Below are 21,777 nucleotides of genomic sequence, written 5' to 3'. Positions count from 1 at the left end.
AGTCACTGACGGCTATTGACGGCTAAGGATCGTCTCGAACATTGTCCGACCAGGTCCGCGCCATAGGGCATGACGAGCAGGTGGCGGGGCGGATTGCAGGGCCATGGGTCAGAACAAGAGATACGCGAAACGGTACGCGAGACTGATGGACGACCGGATTGAGGAGTTCGTCATGCGCGAGGAGCTGATCATGCTCACCGCCGCCGAACTCGACCTCGAGCACACCCCGGCCACCGACTTCCCGGAACCACGTCGGGTGTACGCGTGGATCCGCTACCCGTCCAAGGCAATCCGGATCCAGGCCCACGCGATCGCCTACACCAGGACTGCCGTGAAGATCCGCTTCCTGGAACCTCTCATCCAGATCCAGCGTGAGGGCTGGGTATGGCTCAATTCGGTCACACCCGTCCCCAATAACAACAACCACAGCAATCACGACGACAAGCAGAACGACAATCGCGACCAAAAGAAGAACAACCACTCCGGTGAATGAAACCGGGACATTCTGCTGGCGTACACCACATTTTCCGACACGATAGGGTGGAAGGCTGGGGATCATTGATTCATGTCTAATAACTCAGGAGTGATAATGGCGCAGCGTGTACAGGTGCAATTGGTGGACGATCTCAATGGTGACGTCGCACAGGAAACGGTCCGGTTCGGGGTCGATGGCATCGACTACGAGATCGATCTGACAACGGAGAACGCGCAGAAGCTGCGCTCAACCCTGTCCGAGTACGTGGACAACGCCCGCAAGGCCAAGACCGGGCGCAGGGGCCAGGGCGGCCAGAAGGCTACCGGCGCATCGTCTACGGGCCGGTCCAAGCGCGAGGACACCCAGCAGATCCGCCAGTGGGCGCAGGACAACGGCTACAACCCCAGCTCCCGCGGACGGATCACCCAGTCCATCATTGACGCCTATAACGAGGCCCACTAGAAGCTGACCCGCTCGATCGATCAGGGGGGCGGTGGCCGGGGTGGAGGATCCGAGGACGGCAGCCGCTGCCCGGTGGGCGAAGGCCGGGCAGTACGCGCAAGGCTACGCCGACAACGGGATGGGTGAGGCCTTGCGGGTCTACTACACCCGCTATCTGCCGTTCGGCACGCTTGCCATCGTCCTTCTCCTGTCTCTGCTGGGCCCCATCGTCATTCCAGACGGGCCAGAACAGCTCCCGATTCTTATGCAGGCCGGGTGGTTCATCTTCGCCATCGCCGCCCTGGCCGGCGGACTCGTGTACAACACACAACGGCTCAAACCCCAGGTCAAGCTGGGATCAAACGTTGCCATCACGTTCCCCTTGGAGAAGGACGAGCAGAAAGCGTTGATGCGCGGCATCAACGGCAAGGAACCCGTGCCAGCGAACCACCTCAGCGTGGCACGGGCCGTTGCCGTGCGCAGCCGCAAGGACGCCGCCACCACGCTCCTGATCGTCCCCGCCTACACCTACTTCATCGGCCAGGCCGTGGGGAACCTGGACTGGGTGTACCTGGCCTTTTTCGCGGCCTTCGCCGTCCTGGCAGTCCTCCAGGTCAGAAGCTTCCAGCGCCAAGGGCGCTTCCTCGCTGCTACAGCGTCACCGGGCACCTGAACCGGGAACCGCCGGCTGAACAACCGGCCAGCGGTAGCTGGCGGCCGCCCACGAGTCGTCGGCTCGTCACACCAGCGCGCCGCGTGGATTAGTCGCAGTTCCCGCGACGGACCGCGATGTCGCAGACGAGCTTCCCGGGATTAGTGATCACGCCGTTGGCTTGAAGAAGCGCTACCGCCACGCCTGCCAGCAGAGCCATCATCAGGCCCGCAATAACCCAGGCGCGGGCTTGCATCATGTTGCTGCGCCGTCAGGCGTGTCGATGGCGCCGCGGGCGATGTCGGTGCGGGCTTTGGTGTAGGCGGCGCTGATGTAGTCCTCGAGCTTGGCGCGTTCGATGCGCCACTGGCCGCGCCCGCCGATCTGGATGGCCGGCAGATCCCCTGAGGCGATGAGGGCCCGGATGGTGTTGTGCTTGGTGTTCAGCTCGTCGGCTACCTGCTGCAGGGTGAGGAACCGCAGCGGCCTGGGCTGCTCCTGGAGGGATTGGTCTGTCATGTACCCAGCATCCCAGCCACCAAACGCGGCAACCCGGACCGACGCTTTGATTGATGCCCTTAAGGGGTGGAAACGGAATCGCACCACACAGTCCCGTCTCCGGTTTTCCCTCGTGACAAGGAATGCCATCAGCGCCTGAATGTTTTGGCACTGGAGGTTCGGTGGCGCCGACACACCACCCAACCCGAACGTCTACGAATTGGTCTGTCGATTGCCACTACCCTGGCGGCTTTGTTCATGGCCCTGACGGTGCACTCCCCCACGTCAGGTTTCCTCTCAGCTGCGTGTGAGCATCAGTCCTGGAGGGACGAGGTCGCCGCGAGTACCTGAAACCTTAACTGGGTATTCGGTGAGCTCCTGTCCACCACGGCATCCTGACACGCAGGCCATCAAAACGGAGGGCTCGTCAGGGCGGGGATTGGTCAGGCTTTGTTGGCGTGGTTGGGGCAGCAGTAGCGGCCGACTTCGACGGTAATCGTCCGGTATACCCAGCGCTCGGGCAGGAGCCATCCCTCACCTGAAGCTTGTGGTGTGGCAAATGCAACACTGCGCAAGGGCCGGAGTCCTCACTGACTCACCTCTCCATGTCGGAGCTGGCTCAGGAGCGCTCTCACCTAGCACATCCATCTGTGAAGGCTCCGGTCGTCTGTATGTTTATACGCTCGGTACCGTCCGTTTGGCCGACTGGATCCAAGATTCCAACGCGGACTACATGGCAGACGGCGTCCGGACGCACCGGTCCGCATCGAGTCCCAGCTCGACCTGCTTTAGACGATGCGCGAGAACAACGTGCGCCAGTTCGCAGCACGCCAGCTCGCGGACCACTCCCCAGAGACCCTGCGGCAGATCCGCGCGATGATCGACGAGCAGCTCAAGGCAGAGCCTTCGCCGGCCCTGTAGTCCGCCAGCACGTCAGAGCCCCGGTCGCAACCGCCGGGGCTCTTTCGTACCCGGGATTGCCCTACTTCGCCCGCTCACGACCTCGCGGCATTGCCACCGCCGACGCTCCGCTGCGAAGTCGCAGCGCCCGCAGGCCGCCCCACAGCGAGTCATTCCAGTCCCTCCCCCACCGCTTCGAGCAAACGCTCCCCACGCGGCCGGTCCATCTACTCAGAGGCAGCCGAACCATCGCACCTCCGAACCTCGGAAGTTCGGTACTGCCGACGGCCACCGGCAGCAAGGATGCTGGGAGGCACTCCCGAGCTTCCGCAGTTCGTAACCTCCGACAGCATTGTCTTCTAAACTCCGGAAGTTCGGCAGTACGGGCACGGATGTATGCACGCAGTCGAGCTTCCAGGCCCCCGCATTTGGGGTTAGCCAGGCTCAAGCAGCACCGGGGTCTGGTCCTTCCGAACTTCGGACGTTTGGGAGTATCAATGTCCAACTCTTGTGTCCGTGCAGCCTTCCGCAGCTCGGCAGTTCGGAGCCTCCAGACTCAGAGAAATCCGGAGTCCGTGTCTTCCGGACTTCGGAAGTTCGGCCAAACCGGCGGCACGACCCCGTACCGGCACGAGACACCAGACATCGGCCGTTCGTAACCACCAGGGTCAGGATGTCCCGAGGATCAGTGCTTCCGAACGTCGGGGGTTCGGCAATGTGCACCAGCAACCGCCTCGGACCTCAACTTGGCAGTCGATAAACACCTAAATCGGGAAGTTCCGAATCTTGATCCTTCCGTACTTCCGTACTTCCGTACTTCCGTACTTCCGGAGTTCGGAAGCAAGGGCAGCAACAGACCCGATCGAGCGGAACACCAGCGCTCAGCAGATCATCACCACCATGGCCAGGCGTGCCCGGGCTTCGGATCTTTCGAACTTCCGGAGTCCGGCAGTTCGACACTTGAGTACGCGTCGACGAAAGCCCCAAACCTCGGAAGTAGGGGACCATGGGAGCCCACCCCGCCCGAGTTCAGTCCTTCCGGACTTCGGAGGTTTGGCAGTGGTGAAGTCGCCTACAGCTCAGCTGTCCAAGCTCCCGCACCTCGCCAGTCAGCCACCCACGAGTTGACTAGGCCCCGTCCTTCCAAAGTTCCGGACTCAGTAACTCCGAAGTTTCGGCAGTGCTCCCGCCCCCTCAGCAACACTTGGCCGCCAGCCTACAAACCTCGGGAGTCTGGTGGTGCAGCGCCTGGTCCAGCTCCGGAGTACCGTTTTCCCAATCTGCCAAACTTCGGAAGTTCGTGCTGTCGGTTGTGGCTCACGCGCGAGTAGGATCTCGCGGCAAGCTTGATCCTTCGGAACTCTCGTAGTTCCGGAGTTCGGTACCTCGCTCCTTTGCAAGTACAAACCTACAGACTCCGGTACGTCGGAACTCACCGGCGGTTCTTCCGGGGTGGGGGAGGGGCCCACTGGTAGGTTGGGTCCGTTAGCTTGCCGGCTGACAGCTGGAACTCTGTAAGTTCCGTACCTTGGGTGGCCCTGTGGCTGCTCCGTCTAATGCACACGCAGATTCCTACTGCAGCCGGACCATTTGTCATTGCAGCGAAGGATCCGTGCGACATGAGAGTTGTCTCTGTCATCAACCAAAAGGGCGGCGCCGGTAAGTCCACGACCGTCATGAACCTGGCGTCGGTGGTCGCCGAGCACTCACGCGTGCTCGTCGTGGATGTTGATCCGCAGCTGTCCGTCACCTCGTGGGCGACCACGGCGGAAGAACTTCCTGATGACCGCCGGCTGCCTTTCGACGTCGTCGCGGAGACGGACGTGGAGGTCCTCGCTCAGCTACGCGGTGCGGATTACGACACGATCTTCGTCGATACTCCCGGAAACCTGGAGAACATGGCGGTTCTGAAGGCCGTCGTGGCCAATTCGGACTTCGTGATCCTGCCGACCGAGCCAACGGCACTGGCCATGCTGCCTCTGGTCAACACGTTCAACAGCATTGTCGAGCCCGGGGGAGTGGACTACCGGGTCGTCATCACGAAGGTCGACTCGAGGTCCCTGGTCGATGCCACGGACGCCCAGGACGAGCTGCGCGACGCTGGCCTGAAGGTCTGCAAGTCGTATGTGCGGTCCTACAAGGTGCACGAGCGTGCACCGCTTACCGGTCAGGTCGTGACTACTTATGACAAGACGCGGGCGGCCGAAAAGGCCGGCGCGGACTACAAGGACGTTGCCCGGGAGCTCTTGAGCATCTGGGCCAATCAGGAGACGAGGTAGATCATGGCGGTCAAGAAGGGGTTGAAGGGGCTGCTGAACCAGGGCAGCCAGGAAATGCTTGCCGCCATGCAGCGCGACCAGCAGGACGAGGCAGATCGCAGCACGGGTAGGGGAGTGGGAGCCACTCTGCCCGTAGCCGCGCCGGCCGCGCCATCGTCAGCGGTCGCTACGGCGGTCCAGGAACCATCAACAACCCGGCCGGCGGCCCAGGCGGTTCCCGAGCCTGTTGAGCCCGCCCCGGAGCCAGCTCCTCGCGCTCAACAGGAGGCTGTTCCGGCGGCGCCCAAGCAGGCGGCTCCGCAGCCTGAGAAGCCCGCGGGGGAGCGGGCCACAGCGGCGGAGCCCAAAGCCGCGAAGAAGCCGTCGTGGGAGGAAATGGACCGCAAGGAGGTCCGTGTCTACGGGGATCAGGTGCTGGCTCTGACGACGCTCCGCATGAAGATCAACAAGGGGAAGAAGGGCCCGGAACGCATCACGGACAACACCCTGATTCGTACCGCCATCGACCTGCTGTTGCAGCACCAGGACGAGCTCGGGGGAGTGACGGAGAACGAGATCCGCGCTTCCTGTGGCCTCGACCCGCGCTATTGACCTACAGGACTACGGAGTACCGAACTTCCGAAGTTAGGACACCACTCCCGCTCTTTGCACCTCGTATCTCCCGAACTCTGTAATTTCGTCATCAGCCCGCCGGCCTGAACGCTAAATCCGCGAGGGATAGGTCGTCGGGCGGTCCCTCGTACGTCTCCCACGGGTAGTCGTCATCGGGGGAGGGGAACAGCGCATCCGGAGCACGCCCAGCGAGCCATTCCCGCCAGACTGCGCGCTGCGTCCTGTAGAACTTCACCTGTGCTGCGACGTCCTCCAGGACGCCCAGGCACTCGGCAACCGTGGACAGGCTGGTGGAAGCCTCCATGGTCCATCCTGCACGCCCGCGAGTCGCGAGGTTCCACGCAGCGAGGATCTCGAGGGACTCGCTGACCGTGGTGCGGGAGAGCCTCGTGATGCGGACGAGCTCAGCCGTCGATAGGGGAGTGGCCGACGTCTCCAACGCCTCGTACACGAACGCGGCAGGGAAGCCGAGCTCCCTGAAGGCAGGCCGGAGGGCATGCAACTTGCCCTTCTTCCAAGCCAAATCTCCGGCACTATCTTTGAGCGAATCCGGGATGGTGAGCTCGTACTGATCTCCCCGCGTCCCCTTTGCCTTCTCGAGCAGGGCGATGAGGGGGTTGGCCGCCGATCGAAGCGCGCGCAGATGACCGGCCACAGTGGTGTGATCGAGCCCTGTCGCGACAGCCAATGATCGGACCCCGAACTCGACGACCGATCCCCCGGTCATATGTGCCGCGGCTCCCAGTGCCCTGAGCACCATCCTTCGTGCGAGGTCAGCCCTTGAGGAACCCATTGTCTGCTCAACCAGCGAAGCGGCGTTTCGCCAGGTCCTGATGAATCGATGCTCGGCGGCAGAATCGACGAGCGTGGAATTACCACGGTGTAGTACGGGCGGCTGTGTATGTGGCTGGCTAGTGGGGTTTTTATGGTCACTGCTCTGCCTTGCGGTGTTTGTGGCCTTTGATTTGAGGTGCCGATGTGAAGCAGCGAGGTCGCGCTGAAGTGCCTGGACTCTGTTGCCCGAGCTGTAGCGGGCGTAGAAGGACGCGAGGCCGGGCCAGATCCCCTGGGTCATGCGGCGGTAGATGTCGGTGGCGTCCAGTCCGGCAGCAGCAGCTCCCGTGATGACTGCCTGGCGGGCCTCGGAGTTGCTGCCGTAGCGGTTGGCGTCGTACAGCCCTGTGCGCGCGATGCTCTGCATGGCCTGGGACATCCGGGGAGCCGAAGAGACGTCCATCGTGTCCGCTGTGGACGTTTCGAGCACGGGGGCCACCGCTTCGAGGCGAAGGGCCCGGGCAGCCTGGATCTCGTCCCGGAGGTCGCGGCGCATCGCCGCCCAGACGGTCGAGGCGTTGGGCCGGCGTGCGACGTCGTAGGCCATCGACAGGCTCATGGCGAGCTGCTGGTGGCCGCCTGTCTTGTGCCGGCTCCCGGGCACGCGCATGCACCCGTGGAGGAGGTTCTGGTGGGGCGTCCTGTCGAGGCTCGGAAGCCTGTTGCCCAGCGCCTCAACGAGCTCCCGGGCATCGGTGAAGGTCGCCGGGTCGGCCAGTGGCACGTAGACGTGACGTCCGCCGTTCGGGGAGAAGTCCTCGATCCAGCGGGCGCCGAGGCGGTGCAGCCATTCCTGCAGGGCCCGGACGTCAGCTGTGACCTGGGCCAGGCCTCCCTTGGAGGCGTCGAAGTCGAAGAAGAGCGCGCGGCAGGAGCCGTCCTTGCCGAAGACGCGGACAGCTGCGGGCACGGTCGGCAGTGCATCGGTGAGATCCCGCTCGAACTTTTGCGGGTAGCTTCTACCGGCGTCTCGCGACAGCCTCACACGGGGCTGACCTGCCAGGAGGGGTGCTAGTGCAGCCCATACGACCGAGGGCTCGTCTTTGACAAGCGACACGCCCGAACTCTGTAAGTCTGGCAAGGCCCAGCCATGCTGGGGTAAAGTGATGGTATTCCTCCTGAAGGAATGACAGAGGTCCGCTCCTCCCAAGGGAAAAGACGTTTGTTGGACTTACTTCCTGATCAGCCGGCAAGCAAACACAGGTTGTGAGTCGAAGTCTTCGAAGGCCCGCCTACGGCGGGCCTTCTCTTCGTTAAGAGGCGAGGCGGCCGATAGGCAGAGCCTCCTGCTGGTTGGGCTTGGTGAGGTCGGTGTGCTGGATGCGATCTTCGACAACGGAGGCTACCCAGTCGCTGACGTGCTCAAAGCCCTCAGCGGATGCGATCTCCCGCACCGTGTTGGCCTTCTCCGTCGCCAAGCGAAAGCCAATGAGCTTGCGGTCACCCTTGTGCCTGCGGCCAGGTCCAACTCGACCGTCTGCTGTCACAGCCATGATTACCACTGTCCTTTGAATCTGCTGGCCCCAGGGGCCTTCGCTTCGTGATCAGTTCCAGATGTCCAGCGACCTTGCGGTCTCGATTCTCGCGTGAGCGAAAACAGTTTCTTTTCCGGACACTCCGAACCTAACACCACGCTCAGTGACTACGAAGCATTACGGCAAAACTGTTTTTGTGTCGTTTCGCGGTCGCCCTGCAGGGGAGAGTCGTGAGTGGCCGTGTCTTGGCACACGCTCCCCTTTCTGCCGGTGGGCTGCATCTGGCCTCCTAACGATTGAAGGACTGTACCAATATGGCACAGTCCTTCAATCCATAGCAATTAGTGCGCGGCTAGCTCTTCCACGCCCACTGGATCAGCTTCGCCTGAGCGTCTTCTGCTGGGACGTCGATCGAGGTGGATCGGAAGGCTTCTCCAAACATGGTCCTGACCGACTTCGCTGTGCGGAAGTATTGGCCGTGCTTGTCGATCCTGCGGGCGGAGACGCCGAGGTACCGGGCAGTCTGCCGGCGGTTCATCCCGGCCTCGATGCAGATTTTCACGGCACGGAAGATGACAGCGTAGGCGGCCTCGTTCTCCGGGTTCGCCTTGGTCAGGATCCGCTCTACCGCGATCTTGGCCTCTGGTGGTGTCTGACTCACGTTCCACTCCTCACTTGATCGACAGACCGGTGTCGAAGGTCTTGCGTGCCAGCTGGCGTGACCTGGCGAAGGCGAAAGCCCACAGTCCGAGGACGACGCAGGCTGTCGATACGTGCGTGACCAGCTCGAAGATGTAGAACGCTTCAGCCCCCGCCCGTAGTTCCAGCGGGTAGGCCAGGGCGCGTCCGATCGAGAGGATGAAGCCAACGAAGATCAACCTCGAGGCCAGTCGGCCGAAGCGCAGAGGGTTCCTGCGGCTGTCGCGGAAGACCGGCAGCAGGAGGGGCACCAGTACGTAGGCGGTGTAGGCGAGGACAATCCACTCGTTCAGTTCCACCGCGCGCTGCTCTTGGTACATCTCCAAGCGGGGTGACGCCTCGGGGGTATCCGCCACGAGGAGCGTGAAGAGCACCCCTGAGGCCGCGATCACGCCCACCAGGAGGCCGCGCTTTCCAACGATCCAGGTGGTAGCCGTCTCTGAGCCGTAGGCGACGGCGAGGTGCACGCCTAGGACCCCTACAGCGGTCATAGCGCAGCATTTGGCGATGAAGTCGGTGCCGTTGGAGATAGGCACGATGGCCTCCAGCACCTGATAGACGCCCGGCAGGGAGAAGACGTAGGCGGCGGTCAGCAGCACTCCCATGAGAGCCAGCCGGCCACTGGGTCGCAGCAGTGCCCGCGCGCCTTCGGGTGTGCGCCTGGAGGTCATGCGGTGGAACGTCAGTCCACCGAGGAAGATCAGCATGAAGCTGACTGAAATGACGTAGATGCTGTCGTTCATCCGATCAGGTCCGTGAGTTTCTCCGCGTATTCGAGAGCTTCCTTGCGCTGCCGGAGGCGGCGCTGGAGGAGGTTCAGTCGTTGTTGGATGAGTTCGACCAGGTCCTCGTTCTTCATCACCATCAGGGCTGTCTCCCGGATGTCCTCGGGCCAGTCGCCCTCTTCCATGGTGATGAGTCCGACGACGACAAGCCCCGCGACCATCGACGTCCCGCTGACCCGGGCAGCAGTGACCGCCTGGATGGGGGTGAGCTTGTTTTCCGAGAGCTGGTTGAACAGGTAGGTGATCGCCGTTCCTGTTTTTTCGGCCACGTCGTGCCGGACGTCGCCGGTGTCGATGGCGTCGATCCACGCTCGATGGGAACCGTCGTGGGGAAAGTCGATTTTGACCTTGTCGTTCCGGGGGAACAGGTCTTCGTGGAAGCGGTGCTGCAGCTCGACCATGAGGTCGGCGTGGTGGACCTGGCTGAGGACTTCCGCGGCCGTTGGTGTGCGGGGCCGGCTGTCGAGGTCTTCGTAGTCCTTGAAATCGGCCAATGCCGTGACTGGGTCGATACCGACGCCTCGGGCCACGCCGACCACGGTCGATTCGGGGACGTTACCGCGCCGGATCTGGTTGCCCACCGTGACGCGATGCAATCCGGTCAGGCGGCCCAGCTCACTCGCCGAGGTGGTGATGCCGCGACCTTCGAGCCAACGCTTGAAGTCAGAACCAGAAACAGCCACGGCACCTCCTTCAAGAGAGCACTAAATGGGCACGGCACGCCCATCTAGCGAGGATGTCAAAATTTAAGCTATTGTAAGAACTAAGGAATTGGTTTCATCCCCCTTTCTTCACGTCTCAAATTTTACCGGGCAGACCCTAACCAGTCTGTGCCTTCACGCCGCTGGGAGGTAGCAGTGGACGAAGACGACAAGCATGGAGCGTCACCGCTACTGGCCCTGGCGATCCTTGTACCTCTCCTGGCTGGCCTGCCCGTCGCGGGCATCGCGGGAGCTGCGATCCTCACACAGACCGAGGAGAAGCCCGCTGCGTGCGTCGTCTCGGCAGTCGGCGAAACCGTCGGTAACCTCACCTCGACGCCGGCAATGCCAAACGGCTGGGGCGACCTGGTCGACGCCGCCGCGAAGACAGCGGGCCTGCCGGTGAGTGTGGTGGCGGCGCAGCTCAAGCAGGAATCGGGCTGGAACGAAGGCGCGCGGAGTCCTGCAGGGGCCCAGGGTGTCGCTCAGTTCATGCCCGGCACCTGGGCAATGTACGGGCAGGGCGGCGACCCGTTCTCAGCCGAGGACGCCATCCCTGCCTACGGCCGCTACATGGCGGCCCTGAAAGGGCAGGTGCAGCCGCTGGCCGGTGACGACGCCGACCTGCTGGTGCGACTGACGCTCGCGGCCTATAACGCTGGCCCGGGTGCTGTGCAGGCAGCCAAGGGCATTCCCGCGTTCACGGAGACCCAGCAGTACGTCGAGAAGATCCTTTCCTCCGGGCAGGGCGACTTTTCCGCCGACTGCACGGCACCGGCGGGCACGATCGCGTGGAACGGCGACCTCGGCGACGGCGAGTGGACCAACCCGCTCCCAGGCGGCGTCTTCACCTCCGGCTACGGCCACCGGAACATACCGACCCTGCCCGCTTGGGCGCAGGACCACGTCGGGGTGGATTTGTCCTCTCCGGGTGTCGGCTACGGCAACGGCGGACCGGTCATCGCACCGACTGACCTGCGCATCACGGGGTTCAACGACAAGGACGGGTGTGTGATCGCCAAGGAGGACGGCGACGATCCCGATTTCGGGTTCGCGTTCTGCCACCTCAACGCCTACAGCGTGGCCGTGGGGGACAGGTTGAAGCGCGGCGACGTCGTCGGCACCGAGGGCAACAAGGCCGGTCTCGGGTTGGTCGCCACGCACCTGCACTTCGAGATTTACAAACCGGAAGCACCGGAGGTCGTCTACCCGTACCAGGGCTGGAACCTCGACCCGGAACCGATCCTGAAAGAGAAAGGAGCGTGGGTGCGATGACCCGCCGCTCACACACACCCCTGTACCGGGCCGCCGCTCTGGCGGTCTCGATGATGGCACTGGTCCCGCTGACCAGCTGCGCCGCCGACGCACCGGCATCGGAGGACGTGGCCCCGATTTCGGCTCCTACGGAGGTCTACGAGGGTTCCTACACCTCACTCCCTGCCGAGGAGATCCTGGGCGGCAACACGTTCGCATCCCCGGAAGATGCCGACCGGTCCGACGCCGACTCGACCGCCCGGGTCGCGGCACTGATGCTGCATTCGTGGGACACGACGGTGGACCGCACCGAGACGGCGGCCGCGGTGCGCGCCATTCCACTGATGAGCGATCAGTGGGCGGCGAACCAGGTCGAGCCTGAGCGCAACGCGAGCAACGGCGAATGGTTGGAACCAGCCAAACACGGCGCTTACAGCGTGCCCCGGGCGGTTCCGGCGATCGGTGACGCCACGCAGAACGTCACCCCGGACAAGGCGACTCGGGTCATCGACGTGACGTGGCGCTGGGTAGCCCGTGACGAGACACCACTGGACGGCGGCGGTCACCGGCAGGTGACCGTGTACCTCGAGAAGACCGACGGTCGGTGGGACGTCGTCGGGCACCAGACCCGCCACATGACCGCCGCGATGCCCGGCTCGAGGACGGGGGAGGGCAAGTGACTCCGGCAGTGCATTCCTGGCCCGTCATCCGCCTCACCATCGGGGAGGGCGAAATCGTCGCGGACGCGAACGGCGACGTCCTCACCTACCCGGTGCTCGACGAGGCATCTGCAGCCGACGTGGCCGCCGATGCGGCGGCCGAAGCGTGTCGGCGTCTGGGCTTGGCTGCGTGCCGGGTGCAGGGACTTACCGAGGACGGCGACGTCTACGAGATGGTCGTCGACGCCGAGCTGGGCACGCTCGAGGAACGGGAAGACACCACCTCCACCGGTACTGCCGGCGGCGCAGGTGCTGGTACTGCCCGTACCGGGTCGAAGTCTGCACGTCGTCGTACGCCTGCGCGCCGTAAGGCTGTGCTGTGGGGGAACGCAGGCGTCCTGGCGGCCACGGTTGGTTTCAGCGCCTTCTCTACGCTGCAGGACAGAACAGCCGAGCCGGTGGCGACGGTCTACACGCCGCCTCCCGCGCAGCTGCCGGTCCCGGCTCCTGCCGGGTGGGACACCTACGGTGACTGGACAACGCCGATGACCGGATCCACTGTGAAGGCGATTTTAGACCCCTCAGGACAGCCGGTGAGCGTGGACGGCTCAGAGCTGATCGGGCATGACCCTCGGACGGGTGTGGAGCGGTGGACGCGCACCGCTCCGTTCACGGTCGCGCAGCTCGCCCTGTTCACCCTCGATGGGCAGTCCAGGGTAGCGGCCGCAGCAACCCGCGAGCTGGTGCTGTTCGGCGACGGGGCGGACCCGATCCGCGTCGACGTCCCCAAGGACGGAACGATCGTCCTGGACGGCGGGACGGCTCCTCGAGTGGACCTACCGAACAAGCGGACACTGATCATCGCAGCCGACGGCAGTACAGCGGCACGGGTGGTCCCGGCAGCCGCTGAACCCATTGAAGCTCTTGGAGACGACCTGGTGGCAGCGGACACGCGCTCCGGCCGGATCTGGCGCGTCACGCAGGACTCGGAGGCCCTGCCAGCCCCGGCGAAGTTGCCTGCGCCGTCGGCAGGGGCGGAACTGGTCACGGTCCTCGGATCCGTGAACGGGACGGTCGTCGCGGCATGGAAGACCAACGACACCACCAGCATCGGCTTCTACGCCCTTGGAGATGCCGCCGATGCGACGGAAGCGACGCAGGTCGGCATCGTCGACGTCGAAGGAACCGACGTCTCCACCTCCGGTATCCAGGTGGACCGGGAAAACGGCCTACTGATGGCCGGCACGGTCCTGGTCGACGTCGACGCGAAGCAGGCCCACCGCCTGCCCGGAGCCGGAAAGCTCGCCGCCGGTTACGCCTGGGTCACCACCAACACCGAGCAGCTGCGGATCAACGCGCAGGGCGTCACCGAAACGACGACCGACGCCGCCCGGGCAGCGATCCCCGACGCCATCACCGATAACGGCAAGGCAATCACTAGGGCCGAAGGCTCATCCACCGGCCTGCTGTATGCGCTAACACAGGTCGCACCCCGACCCACAGCAACACCCACCCCGACTTCTACTCCGAGCCCCACCTCGACTGTTTCCCCGAAGGAGAACCCTTGATGAGAATGACCGCTGTCATCGACCCGGCCGGCACCCTCGAGCTTGATCTGGGAGGCGAGAAAACCACCGCCGGCTACCCCTCGGTCATGGAAGCCCGTCGATCCGTCATGAGCACCGCGACCGACCTCGCGGCCGAGACGAGCACCGCCACCGAACTGCACATCGAGGACCCATCCGGCTCCCGCACGATCCTCGTTCAGACCAACGGCGCCGTCATCGAGCAGGACGCTGAGAGTGAACCTACGGAAAGCGGGCCAGTACAGTCCGCCGAGGCAATCGAACATGCGGTGTCCCCGGTGACGCCAAAAGAGTTGACCGTGCCAGAGGCCACGGCGGAAGCACCAGCACCTGTTGCCACTCCTGCTCCTGCTCCCGCTCCTGCTCCCGCTCCCGTTGAGGCTTCCGTGGCCACGGAAGCGACGGCACCGGAAACCGTCGTTGCATCAGCCGTCATATCGGCAGTGGTCCCGGTAGAGACGGTGGGACCACTGCCGACCCGCAGGATGGCGATGCCATCGTTCGTCGACCGGCCGGACGCCGACTCACCGGCACAGGTTGGGGTCCGTGGTCTGCTGAATCAGTTCGGGTTGAAGCTCGCCGCTTCGCCGGCGGAGTTGGAGCAGCGCCGCGACGAGAAGACCGTCTCTCAGCACCGGGCCGGGCCCCGCACGATCACAGTCCTGAACCCCAAGGGCGGGGCGGGTAAGACGCCGACGGTGATCTGCCTGTCCGCTGTGTTCGCCCGACTCGGCGGCTCCGGTGTCCTGGCGTGGGACAACAACGACTCGCTCGGGTCGCTGGGATGGCGGACCTTTGACGCCGGCCATGAGGCGACGGTGGTCGACCTTCTCGAGCAGACCGGCTACTTTATGACCGCCGGCGCGCGTGCCGGGGATCTGGCGTCCTACATCCACCACCAGCCCTCGGACCAGTACGACGTCCTTCGCTCCGATGACCGGTCGGGTGCGAAGAAGCGACACGAGGTCACCGGTGACGAGGTCCACCGCCTCTACTCGGTGGCCGCGAAGTATTACCGGTTGATTCTCATGGACTCGGGCAACACCGAGCGCGGGGACAACTGGGAGGCCATGATCGGGCACTCCGATCAGGTCGTCATCCCGGTCAAGTCCGTCGACGACGCAGCCGAAGGCGCATCCCGGGTCCTCAGCGCCCTGCGGGCGGGCAACGAGCACGCGCAGTCGTTGGCGGACCGCGCCCTGGTGATCGTCTTGGGCTGCACCCCGTCCCACGGTCCGGCGAAGCTGAACGAGCTCGCTGAGTCCTTCCGCCCGTTCGTGAAGTCGGTCGTCACGGTGCCCTACGATCCGTCGCTGATCGAGGGCAGGATCCGGTTCTCCTCGATGCTCCCGCAGACCCGCCGCGCCTGGCTCCGGGCAGCCGCGCAGATCGCGGAGGGACTGTGACCGTGACCCCGCAGCGCAATCCGTTCGTCAACGAGCCGGAGGTCGAGCCGCAGGAAGACCCGATCGACGATGACCCGATCCTCGGGCAGCGCGAGTCGCTGAGGGGCCCGCGGAACATTCAGCAGACCCTCGCCGCCGAGCCTGTCGATGAAGCCGAACCAGCAGCCCCCGTAGCGGTGACCAGCGCGACCTTGTGGCTAGTCGGTGCCTCCGGTGGCGTCGGCACCAGCACCCTCGCGGGCCTGTGCTCGGAGAACGTCGTCGATGAATCCGAGCGGCGTCCGACCTACGCGGGCCGGGCCCTGTTGGTCTGCTCGACCAGTGCGTCCTCGCTCGAGGCCGCGCAGCAGCTGGCCCGCAAGTCCGCGTCCGGGCAGCTGCCCTATGAACTGGTCGGCCTGGTGATCGTCCACGACCGGCCCAAGAATCGGCTGACGAAGCCGACCCTGGACTTCGCGCGCGGGGTTGCGCGGATGTTCCCGGTGGCCATGACGGCGCCGTATGAACCCTCGTGGCACGAGGTTGGCGTCACCCCACAAGTTTCCGGGACACGGCTGAAAAGCGTGCTCCGGAAAATCGAAAAGATCGCCCGCTCCGGGCACTGAGAAAGGCAAACTTCCATGTTCGGAAACACTCTGGCAGCACACACCCTGACCACCATCAACGCGCTCACCCCGGCCCGTGAAGGATCGCTCTCAGCTCAGACCTTCACCCCGACGCAGCCCCCCGGCATGGAGGGCATGACCACCGTCATCGGCTGGATTCTGTGGGGTGCGGGTCTGGTCCTGTTCGTGTTCTTCATCTTCGGCCTTGTCGCGGCGGGCAGGAACCGTCGGCAGGGCAACGAGATCGAGGCACCCATCTGGCCTATGGTCGCGGCCTGCCTGCTGGGTGCTTCGGGTGCAGTGTGGACTGCAATCACCTGAGCAACAACGTCCACCCATCTGATCGAGAAAAGGACAGACGATGAGCACACAGGACACCACCCAGGAACCAAAGGCCCGCCCGAAGTGGTTCGGCGCTGCCGCGATGCTGCTGGCCCTGGTGCTGGTCGGCTTCCTCGCATGGGGCCTGCGGGTATTCCTCTTCCCCAGCAACGACGAACCAGCAGCGGACCCAACCACCGCTGCAACGCAGACAGCACCGGCGTCGGCGTCCGCGTCCGCCTCCGCGACGGCAGCACCCGTCGAGGAAGCGGACGCCGCGTGGGACTGCCAGGCGGACCTCAGCAGCGACACCGTCTCTGTTGCTGACAGTGCGCTAGCGGTCGAGGAATGGGTAATCGGCGGATACAACGTGATCCCGTTCTCGGAGTTCGGCGGTTGCGAGAAGCGGCCCTCCGGACTCCGTGTCGGCTTCGCGCATACCGAAGCAGGTTCCCTCATGGCAGCAGCAACCTATGCGATGGCCCTGGATCCTTCCGTAAGCGAGGAGGCAGCTGATGATGTAGAAGTTGCCATTGCTGAGGGACCGGACCGCGACCGGCTCGCTGAGAAAGCGAAGCGTATCCGCGACGGCCTGGAACAGGGCGCCGACGGCACCGCATCCGCAGCCTCTACCCTCATCGGATATGCCCAAAACTTCTACTCCGAGGACGCCGCTTCATACCGCCTGATTTACGAGGTTCCTACGGCCGACGGTCTTGTCGGGCAGGTCTCCCTGCAGGCTGACCTGCTGTGGGAAGACGGCGATTGGAAGCTTGATCCGGCTTCCGGAACAACCTTCATGACTTCGGATCTGTACCAGGGACAGCCCTATATCGAATGGGGGCCAAAGGTCTGATGCCAAACATTGGGGACGTCCTCGAAGGCGTTGCAGGCAGTGCGATCCAGAAGCTGATCCAGTTCCTTGCGGGCTGGCTGGTGCAGGTCCTGACGGAGATGATCAACTTCGTCGGTGCGTGGTGGTTGAAGATCGGTGCACCGTCGATGGGTGCTGGGTCCGCGACCGATCGTATCCAGCAGTCGACGTTGATCTTCGTCGGGATGGCCGGTGTCATCGGGACGGCGTTCGCGCTCATTAAGCTCGCCCGGGACCAGGACCGCGCCTCTACAGAGAGCCTGATCATGGGCATGGTGCGGACCATCCTCACCACGGCGCTGGCCGTTCCAATGGTGGGCCTCCTGTTCGGTGTGACCGACGTCCTCGCACCGTGGCTGGTGACCACCATTTCCGGGTCTGCGCAGGAGGACGGGCTCGGATCAGCGATGGGCCTCGATGCCATCGCGGGAACCACGATGACCATGCAGCTCGCCGGCATCATCCTGTTCGTCGTGCCGCTGGCCCTGCTCGGGGCGATCATCAACGCGGTCATCGTCATCTTCTCCTACGGTGCGGCGATCGCACTGTGCGGGGTTCTGCCGATCTTCGCGGCCACATCGCAGACCGAACGCGGCCGGAAGTCCTTCGACAAGGCCGTGGGTTGGTTAGCGGCCGTCGTCCTCTTCAAGCCTGCTGCGGCGATCCTGTACGGGGCGGGACTCGCGCTCCTGAATGGCATCAACGGCAGCGCAGACAACGAACTCGGGAACACCGCGATCGGCCTGATCACCGGCCTCGTCATCATCAGCAGCGCCTGCATCGCCATGCCGGCCCTCGCCAAGGTCCTGGTCCCTGCCGTCAGTGCAGGACCGCAGGGCATGGGGGCCTCCGGCCTGGCCATGGTCGGCGGTGCCGTCGCCCTCGGAGCAATCACCGGAGGGGTGGGTGCGGCCGCTGGTGCAGCAGCTGCAGGTGGTGGTGGGGGCGCGGCCGCCGTCACTGGTGGAGGGGCCGCAGCAATGGCCGGGGAAGCAGCCGCTACGGGTGGAGGCGCCGCAACTGGTGCAACTGCCGCCGCGGAAACGTCTCCAGCCGCCGGCACAGGAGCAGTAGGAGGATCCAGCGGTAGTGCCATCCCAGCCAGTGGAGGCGGAAGCGGCGCCTCCGGTGCAGGTAGTACCAGCGGGGGACCCGGAGGAAGTGCTGGGGGTCCCAGTGAAGGTCCCGGTGGGGGTTCTGGTGGTCCTTCGGGCGCAGAGCAGCGCCCGGAACGATCCGGGGCGGAGACGTCACCGGTCGATGATGCCGGTACTGGTGCAGGCAGTGCCGACAGCGGTGCTGGCGGAAACAGCGCACCCGGTGGTTCGAACGGCCCAACGGGTGCGCCGCCGCAGGCGGAACGAACCGGCGCACCTTCGGAATCGCCGGCGGAAGCACCATCCGGTACCGGTGATGGTAGCTCGTCAGCTGGAGGTCCAAGCGGTGCAGAGCCCGCAGCAACAGGTGACAAGCCTCCAACGGAAGCTCCTGGGGCCGCACCCGCGACCTCTCCGACGGCTGAGGGTTTCCGAGCCGGTGCGCCATCGGGGGCGGATAAGTCGGCCCAGAGCCAGCAACGCATCGAGTACGCGATGCAGAACGCAGTCAGGGACATGGAACGCGCAGTGGAAAGTGGGGATGACCAGTGAGTACGGAACAGACAATCGTCCGGCAGTACGGCAACATCGCAGAAGACCGGACGGCGGGTCTGATGGGGTTCTCGATGGCCTCGACCGTCGTTCTGGGCGCGGGAGCCGTCGGGGTGTTCATCGCGATCATGGCCTCGCAGATTTGGGTCGCCGTCGGCATCGCCCTGGTCGCATTCATCGCCGCCACGATCCTCGGCTCGAAGGACCGTCACGGTCGTTCCAAGCCTGAGCGGTGGCTGGCGCGCAGCATGCACGCCAAGGCCAAGAAAGTCGGGAAGACCGTCTACAAGTCCGGGCCCGTCTCGCAGATCCCAGACGGTTCGTTCCGTGCTCCTGGCCTACTGGCCGCGACCGAGCTGATCGACTTTCAGGACCTGTTCGGCAACGAGGGTGTCATGCTGTGGCATCCAAAACTGAGGACAGGAACTGTCTTCTTCTCCACCAACTCCTCGGGGCTGGGCCTGCTGGATCAGGACCGTGTCAACCGGCTCGTAGGGTCATGGGCCGCGTTCCAGCGCGACGCCGGTTCCAACGCACGGGTCGAGCAGATTGCGGTGACGACACAGTCGACGACTGATCCGGGTGAACGCCTGCCTGACGCTATCGCGGTGGCACGGCAGCAGGCCGGATCCCACGAGGTGCCCGCCTTTGCCCGTCAGGTAATGGATGACGTGGTGAACAACCTCAACCTCGATGTGCCCAAGCTCGAGCAGTGGGTGGCGCTGACGTTCAGCGGCAAGGCCAATGACGGGGACAGGGCACCGGAACGCTCCGCCGAGGAACTGGTGGCCGATGTGAAGTCGCTCCTACAGGGATTCAAGGAAGAACTCGAGGACGTCGGCGCGGGCAGCGTGTCACTCATGCGGGCGGCTGACCTCACCGACCAGACCTATGTCGCGTTCAACCCGCACGCCGCGGCTGCTGTCGAACGCGCCCGCCTCTCCGGCGACGGAACCGGCCTGGGCTGGCACGAGGTCGGACCCTCGGCCGCCCGGACGATTGGCTACCCGGGCCGGTACGACCACGCCGGGGTTACGAGCAAGTCATGGCAGATGTTCCGGCCGCCGGCCGGGACGTTCCGCGAGAACGCACTGGTGGCCCTGCTGGGCCCGGATGCGAGCATGCTGCAGAAGCGTGTCACCGTGTTCTACCGCCCTCAGCCGCCGGAGAAGTCAGCGCAGCAGGTCGCGCAAGCACTCACCAATGCGCAGTTTGCCACGAACCAAAAGGGCCGCCGTCCAACCAGTTCGCAGATCATCGCCCTCGAGAAGGCACGCAAGGCCGAGCGGGAGCAAGCCGAAGGGGCCGCGCTGGTGCGCTTCGCCATCGGTGTCACCGCGACGGTCGAGAGCCCGGAGCAGCTGCAGGCGGTGGAAGCGAAGATTATGCGCAACGCGGCCACCGGTATCCAGATCCGCATGCGGTCGTGTGACTATAACGACGACGCTGCGTTCTCCTTCAACCTCGGGCTCGGCCTCGTGCCAGAGCACCTGGCCACCATCTCCTCCGACGTCAGGAAGGCCCTCTAATGTCCGCGCTCGACAGAATCGTCGACAAGGTCATGGACCAGTTCCTGGGCCGCTCCGAGACGGCAGCCGCAGTTACCGCTGCATCCTTCCCGCAGCTTACGGAGAAGGGCATGCGGGTCCAAGAGGGCGGCATGGTGACGTGGGTCGAACCTCCGCCGGAGTTCACGGCCACCTCGAACCAGACCGCGGGCCTGTGGCCGTTCTGCGTCGGCACTTCCTCGCCGCTGGTCGGTGCTGTCCTGGGCCGGAACCTGCTCAACAGCTCTGTGGTGTGCGGGGATCCGATCAGCCTGTTCCTGCACGGCATCATCTCCTCGCCGTCCGGGTTCATCCTGGGCCTGAACGGGCGGGGGAAGTCATCGGTCGCCGTCCGCATGGCACTGGCCCTGATCGACCAGGGGTTCCTGATCCTCGTGGCAGGGGACCTCAAACCCGACTTCGCCGGCGTGGTCCTGGAAACCAACGGGCAGGTCGTGCAGGTCGCCCCCGGCGTCGGGGCGATCAACCCGCTCGACGCCGGCCCGCTCTGGCGGGAACTCGAACGCCTCCCGGCCCCGATGCAACGGCAGATGCGCGCCGAGATCCACGCCCGGCGCCTGATGACCCTCACCGGGCTCATCGAACTAGTCTTCAAGGAACCATTGGATGCGAAGAAGCAGGAACAAACGGTGCTGTCCATGGCAATCGCCCTGGCCGCCGAAAAGGCAGAAGCCGAGGACCGGCAGCCACTGGTCGGCGACGTCGTCGACGCCATCAAGTCCGCGCCACCGCAAATCCAGTCGGCGCTGCTCATCGAGGACTTCAAGGAATACCTGCCGCAGGTCAAGAACCTCCTGGCGGGCCTGAACGCCCTCGGCGAGCACGGCCCGTTCGGGGACGTGTTCTGCCAGCAGACCACAAAGGAGATGAAGATCGATACCTCCGTCGACTTCGACATTTCCCTCATTGACGAATCCCAGCTCACGCTGCGCGCAGCGGTGCAGACGGTGTGCTGGTCCTACGGGCAGGCCGGCATCTCGGCCGCGAAGACCCTGGCTGACGCCGGTTTGATGGAGGAGCGTCATCACCTGATGATCATGGACGAGCTGTGGCAGTCCCTGCGCGCGAGCGAGCTGCTGGTGCACCAGATCGACTCCATCACCCGCCTGAACCGGACCAAGGGCCTAGGGCAGCTGATGATCACGCACTCCATGAAGGACCTGCAGCTGTCCACGGACGAGCTGACGAAAATCGCCACCGGCTTCGTGGAACGCTCATCCGTGAAGATCCTCGGCGGGCTGGCGCAAAACGAGATGGACCTGCTGGAAACGGTGTTCCCCGTCTCCGAGCGGGAGAAGGCGATGCTGGTCGGCTGGTCGGCCGAAGGGTCGATGAACCCGAACACCAATCAGGTCTCCCCGCCTCCCGGACGGGGCCGGTTCATGCTGAAAACCGGGTCCGAACCCGGTGTGCCATTCCAGGTGAACCTCACCGCCGGCGAACTCAGGGCCCACAACACGAACCAGGCGTGGGCTGCTGCGCAGGCGAAGGTGAACCGATGAAG

22 protein-coding genes are annotated in these 21,777 nt (G+C 64.5%); 16 read left to right on the top strand and 6 right to left on the bottom strand.

Annotated elements, in window-relative coordinates; translation table 11 throughout:
• Nucleotides 1-145: 145 nt before the first annotated feature.
• The 3 genes from V6S67_RS17955 to V6S67_RS17945 all read left to right on the top strand — a co-directional run bounded on the left by V6S67_RS17955 (nt 146) and on the right by V6S67_RS17945 (nt 1,589).
• Nucleotides 146-493, top strand: a complete 348-nt coding sequence (locus V6S67_RS17955) for a hypothetical protein (RefSeq protein ID WP_334211695.1) — start codon at nt 146-148, stop codon at nt 491-493.
• A gap of 96 nt (nt 494-589) precedes the next feature.
• Nucleotides 590-937 (top strand): histone-like nucleoid-structuring protein Lsr2, encoded by a 348-nt coding sequence (locus V6S67_RS17950; RefSeq protein WP_334211694.1) that lies wholly within the window; start codon nt 590-592, stop codon nt 935-937.
• 31 nt (nt 938-968) lie between these two features.
• Complete coding sequence (locus V6S67_RS17945) at nt 969-1,589, top strand: hypothetical protein (protein ID WP_334211693.1); 621 nt, start codon at nt 969-971, stop codon at nt 1,587-1,589.
• Between the two features lie 234 nt (nt 1,590-1,823).
• Here V6S67_RS17945 and V6S67_RS17940 read toward each other — a convergent pair whose 3' ends face one another.
• Nucleotides 1,824-2,087 carry a helix-turn-helix domain-containing protein gene (locus V6S67_RS17940; RefSeq protein WP_334211692.1) on the bottom strand — a complete coding sequence of 88 codons (264 nt, stop codon included), beginning with the start codon at nt 2,085-2,087 and terminating at the stop codon, nt 1,824-1,826.
• Nucleotides 2,088-2,861: 774 nt separating this feature from the next.
• On the opposite strand from V6S67_RS17940, the gene V6S67_RS17935 reads away from it, so the two are divergent.
• From V6S67_RS17935 to V6S67_RS17925, 3 genes are all read left to right on the top strand, one after another.
• Nucleotides 2,862-2,987, top strand: a complete 126-nt coding sequence (locus V6S67_RS17935) for a hypothetical protein (protein WP_334211691.1) — start codon at nt 2,862-2,864, stop codon at nt 2,985-2,987.
• A gap of 1,535 nt (nt 2,988-4,522) precedes the next feature.
• Nucleotides 4,523-5,245 (top strand): ParA family protein, encoded by a 723-nt coding sequence (locus V6S67_RS17930; protein ID WP_334211815.1) that lies wholly within the window; start codon nt 4,523-4,525, stop codon nt 5,243-5,245.
• Between the two features lie 3 nt (nt 5,246-5,248).
• On the top strand, nt 5,249-5,836 hold the full coding sequence (locus V6S67_RS17925) for a hypothetical protein (protein ID WP_334211690.1): 588 nt from the start codon (nt 5,249-5,251) through the stop codon (nt 5,834-5,836).
• Between the two features lie 91 nt (nt 5,837-5,927).
• Here the strand turns inward: V6S67_RS17925 and V6S67_RS17920 are convergent, their stop codons facing one another.
• The 5 genes from V6S67_RS17920 to V6S67_RS17900 form a co-directional block, all read right to left on the bottom strand.
• Nucleotides 5,928-7,601, bottom strand: coding sequence for a MarR family transcriptional regulator (locus V6S67_RS17920; protein ID WP_334211689.1), 1,674 nt, complete (start codon nt 7,599-7,601; stop codon nt 5,928-5,930).
• A 343-nt stretch (nt 7,602-7,944) separates the two neighbouring features.
• Nucleotides 7,945-8,184: a hypothetical protein gene (locus V6S67_RS17915; protein WP_334211688.1), complete on the bottom strand. Its 240-nt coding sequence runs from the start codon at nt 8,182-8,184 to the stop codon at nt 7,945-7,947.
• A gap of 334 nt (nt 8,185-8,518) precedes the next feature.
• Complete coding sequence (locus V6S67_RS17910) at nt 8,519-8,827, bottom strand: hypothetical protein (RefSeq protein ID WP_334211687.1); 309 nt, start codon at nt 8,825-8,827, stop codon at nt 8,519-8,521.
• Nucleotides 8,828-8,837: 10 nt separating this feature from the next.
• On the bottom strand, nt 8,838-9,608 hold the full coding sequence (locus V6S67_RS17905) for a hypothetical protein (RefSeq protein ID WP_334211686.1): 771 nt from the start codon (nt 9,606-9,608) through the stop codon (nt 8,838-8,840).
• Nucleotides 9,605-10,333, bottom strand: coding sequence for a hypothetical protein (locus V6S67_RS17900; protein ID WP_334211685.1), 729 nt, complete (start codon nt 10,331-10,333; stop codon nt 9,605-9,607). The genes V6S67_RS17905 and V6S67_RS17900 overlap by 4 nt, the downstream gene beginning before the upstream one ends.
• Nucleotides 10,334-10,507: 174 nt before the next feature.
• On the opposite strand from V6S67_RS17900, the gene V6S67_RS17895 reads away from it, so the two are divergent.
• Genes V6S67_RS17895 through V6S67_RS17850 form a run of 10 tightly spaced genes read left to right on the top strand, consistent with a single transcriptional unit; the run spans nt 10,508 to nt 21,775 of the window.
• Nucleotides 10,508-11,626, top strand: coding sequence for a transglycosylase SLT domain-containing protein (locus tag V6S67_RS17895; protein WP_334211684.1), 1,119 nt, complete (start codon nt 10,508-10,510; stop codon nt 11,624-11,626).
• Nucleotides 11,623-12,285 (top strand): hypothetical protein, encoded by a 663-nt coding sequence (locus tag V6S67_RS17890; RefSeq protein ID WP_334211683.1) that lies wholly within the window; start codon nt 11,623-11,625, stop codon nt 12,283-12,285. The genes V6S67_RS17895 and V6S67_RS17890 overlap by 4 nt, the downstream gene beginning before the upstream one ends.
• The gene (locus V6S67_RS17885; RefSeq protein WP_334211682.1) at nt 12,282-13,832 is read left to right on the top strand and encodes a hypothetical protein; all 1,551 of its coding nucleotides are present in this window, start codon (nt 12,282-12,284) and stop codon (nt 13,830-13,832) included. The genes V6S67_RS17890 and V6S67_RS17885 overlap by 4 nt, the downstream gene beginning before the upstream one ends.
• Nucleotides 13,832-15,256, top strand: coding sequence for a MinD/ParA family ATP-binding protein (locus V6S67_RS17880; protein WP_334211681.1), 1,425 nt, complete (start codon nt 13,832-13,834; stop codon nt 15,254-15,256). Before V6S67_RS17885 ends, V6S67_RS17880 begins: the two co-directional genes overlap by 1 nt.
• A 2-nt stretch (nt 15,257-15,258) precedes the next feature.
• On the top strand, nt 15,259-15,861 hold the full coding sequence (locus V6S67_RS17875; protein WP_334211680.1) for a DUF6668 family protein: 603 nt from the start codon (nt 15,259-15,261) through the stop codon (nt 15,859-15,861).
• Nucleotides 15,862-15,876: 15 nt separating this feature from the next.
• Nucleotides 15,877-16,182: a hypothetical protein gene (locus tag V6S67_RS17870; RefSeq protein WP_334211679.1), complete on the top strand. Its 306-nt coding sequence runs from the start codon at nt 15,877-15,879 to the stop codon at nt 16,180-16,182.
• 40 nt (nt 16,183-16,222) lie between these two features.
• On the top strand, nt 16,223-17,038 hold the full coding sequence (locus tag V6S67_RS17865; protein ID WP_334211678.1) for a hypothetical protein: 816 nt from the start codon (nt 16,223-16,225) through the stop codon (nt 17,036-17,038).
• Nucleotides 17,038-18,705 carry a hypothetical protein gene (locus tag V6S67_RS17860; RefSeq protein ID WP_334211677.1) on the top strand — a complete coding sequence of 556 codons (1,668 nt, stop codon included), beginning with the start codon at nt 17,038-17,040 and terminating at the stop codon, nt 18,703-18,705. Before V6S67_RS17865 ends, V6S67_RS17860 begins: the two co-directional genes overlap by 1 nt.
• Nucleotides 18,702-20,234: an SCO6880 family protein gene (locus V6S67_RS17855; protein ID WP_334211676.1), complete on the top strand. Its 1,533-nt coding sequence runs from the start codon at nt 18,702-18,704 to the stop codon at nt 20,232-20,234. Before V6S67_RS17860 ends, V6S67_RS17855 begins: the two co-directional genes overlap by 4 nt.
• The gene (locus V6S67_RS17850; RefSeq protein ID WP_334211675.1) at nt 20,234-21,775 is read left to right on the top strand and encodes a hypothetical protein; all 1,542 of its coding nucleotides are present in this window, start codon (nt 20,234-20,236) and stop codon (nt 21,773-21,775) included. The genes V6S67_RS17855 and V6S67_RS17850 overlap by 1 nt, the downstream gene beginning before the upstream one ends.
• Nucleotides 21,776-21,777 lie beyond the last annotated feature (2 nt).

Origin of the sequence: Arthrobacter sp. Soc17.1.1.1 (genome assembly GCF_036867195.1) — a bacterium.
In the GTDB taxonomy this organism is placed as follows: domain Bacteria; phylum Actinomycetota; class Actinomycetes; order Actinomycetales; family Micrococcaceae; genus Arthrobacter_D.
The sequence above is the reverse complement of the archived record's forward strand: the minus strand, read 5'-3'. Positions and strand labels throughout refer to the sequence as shown.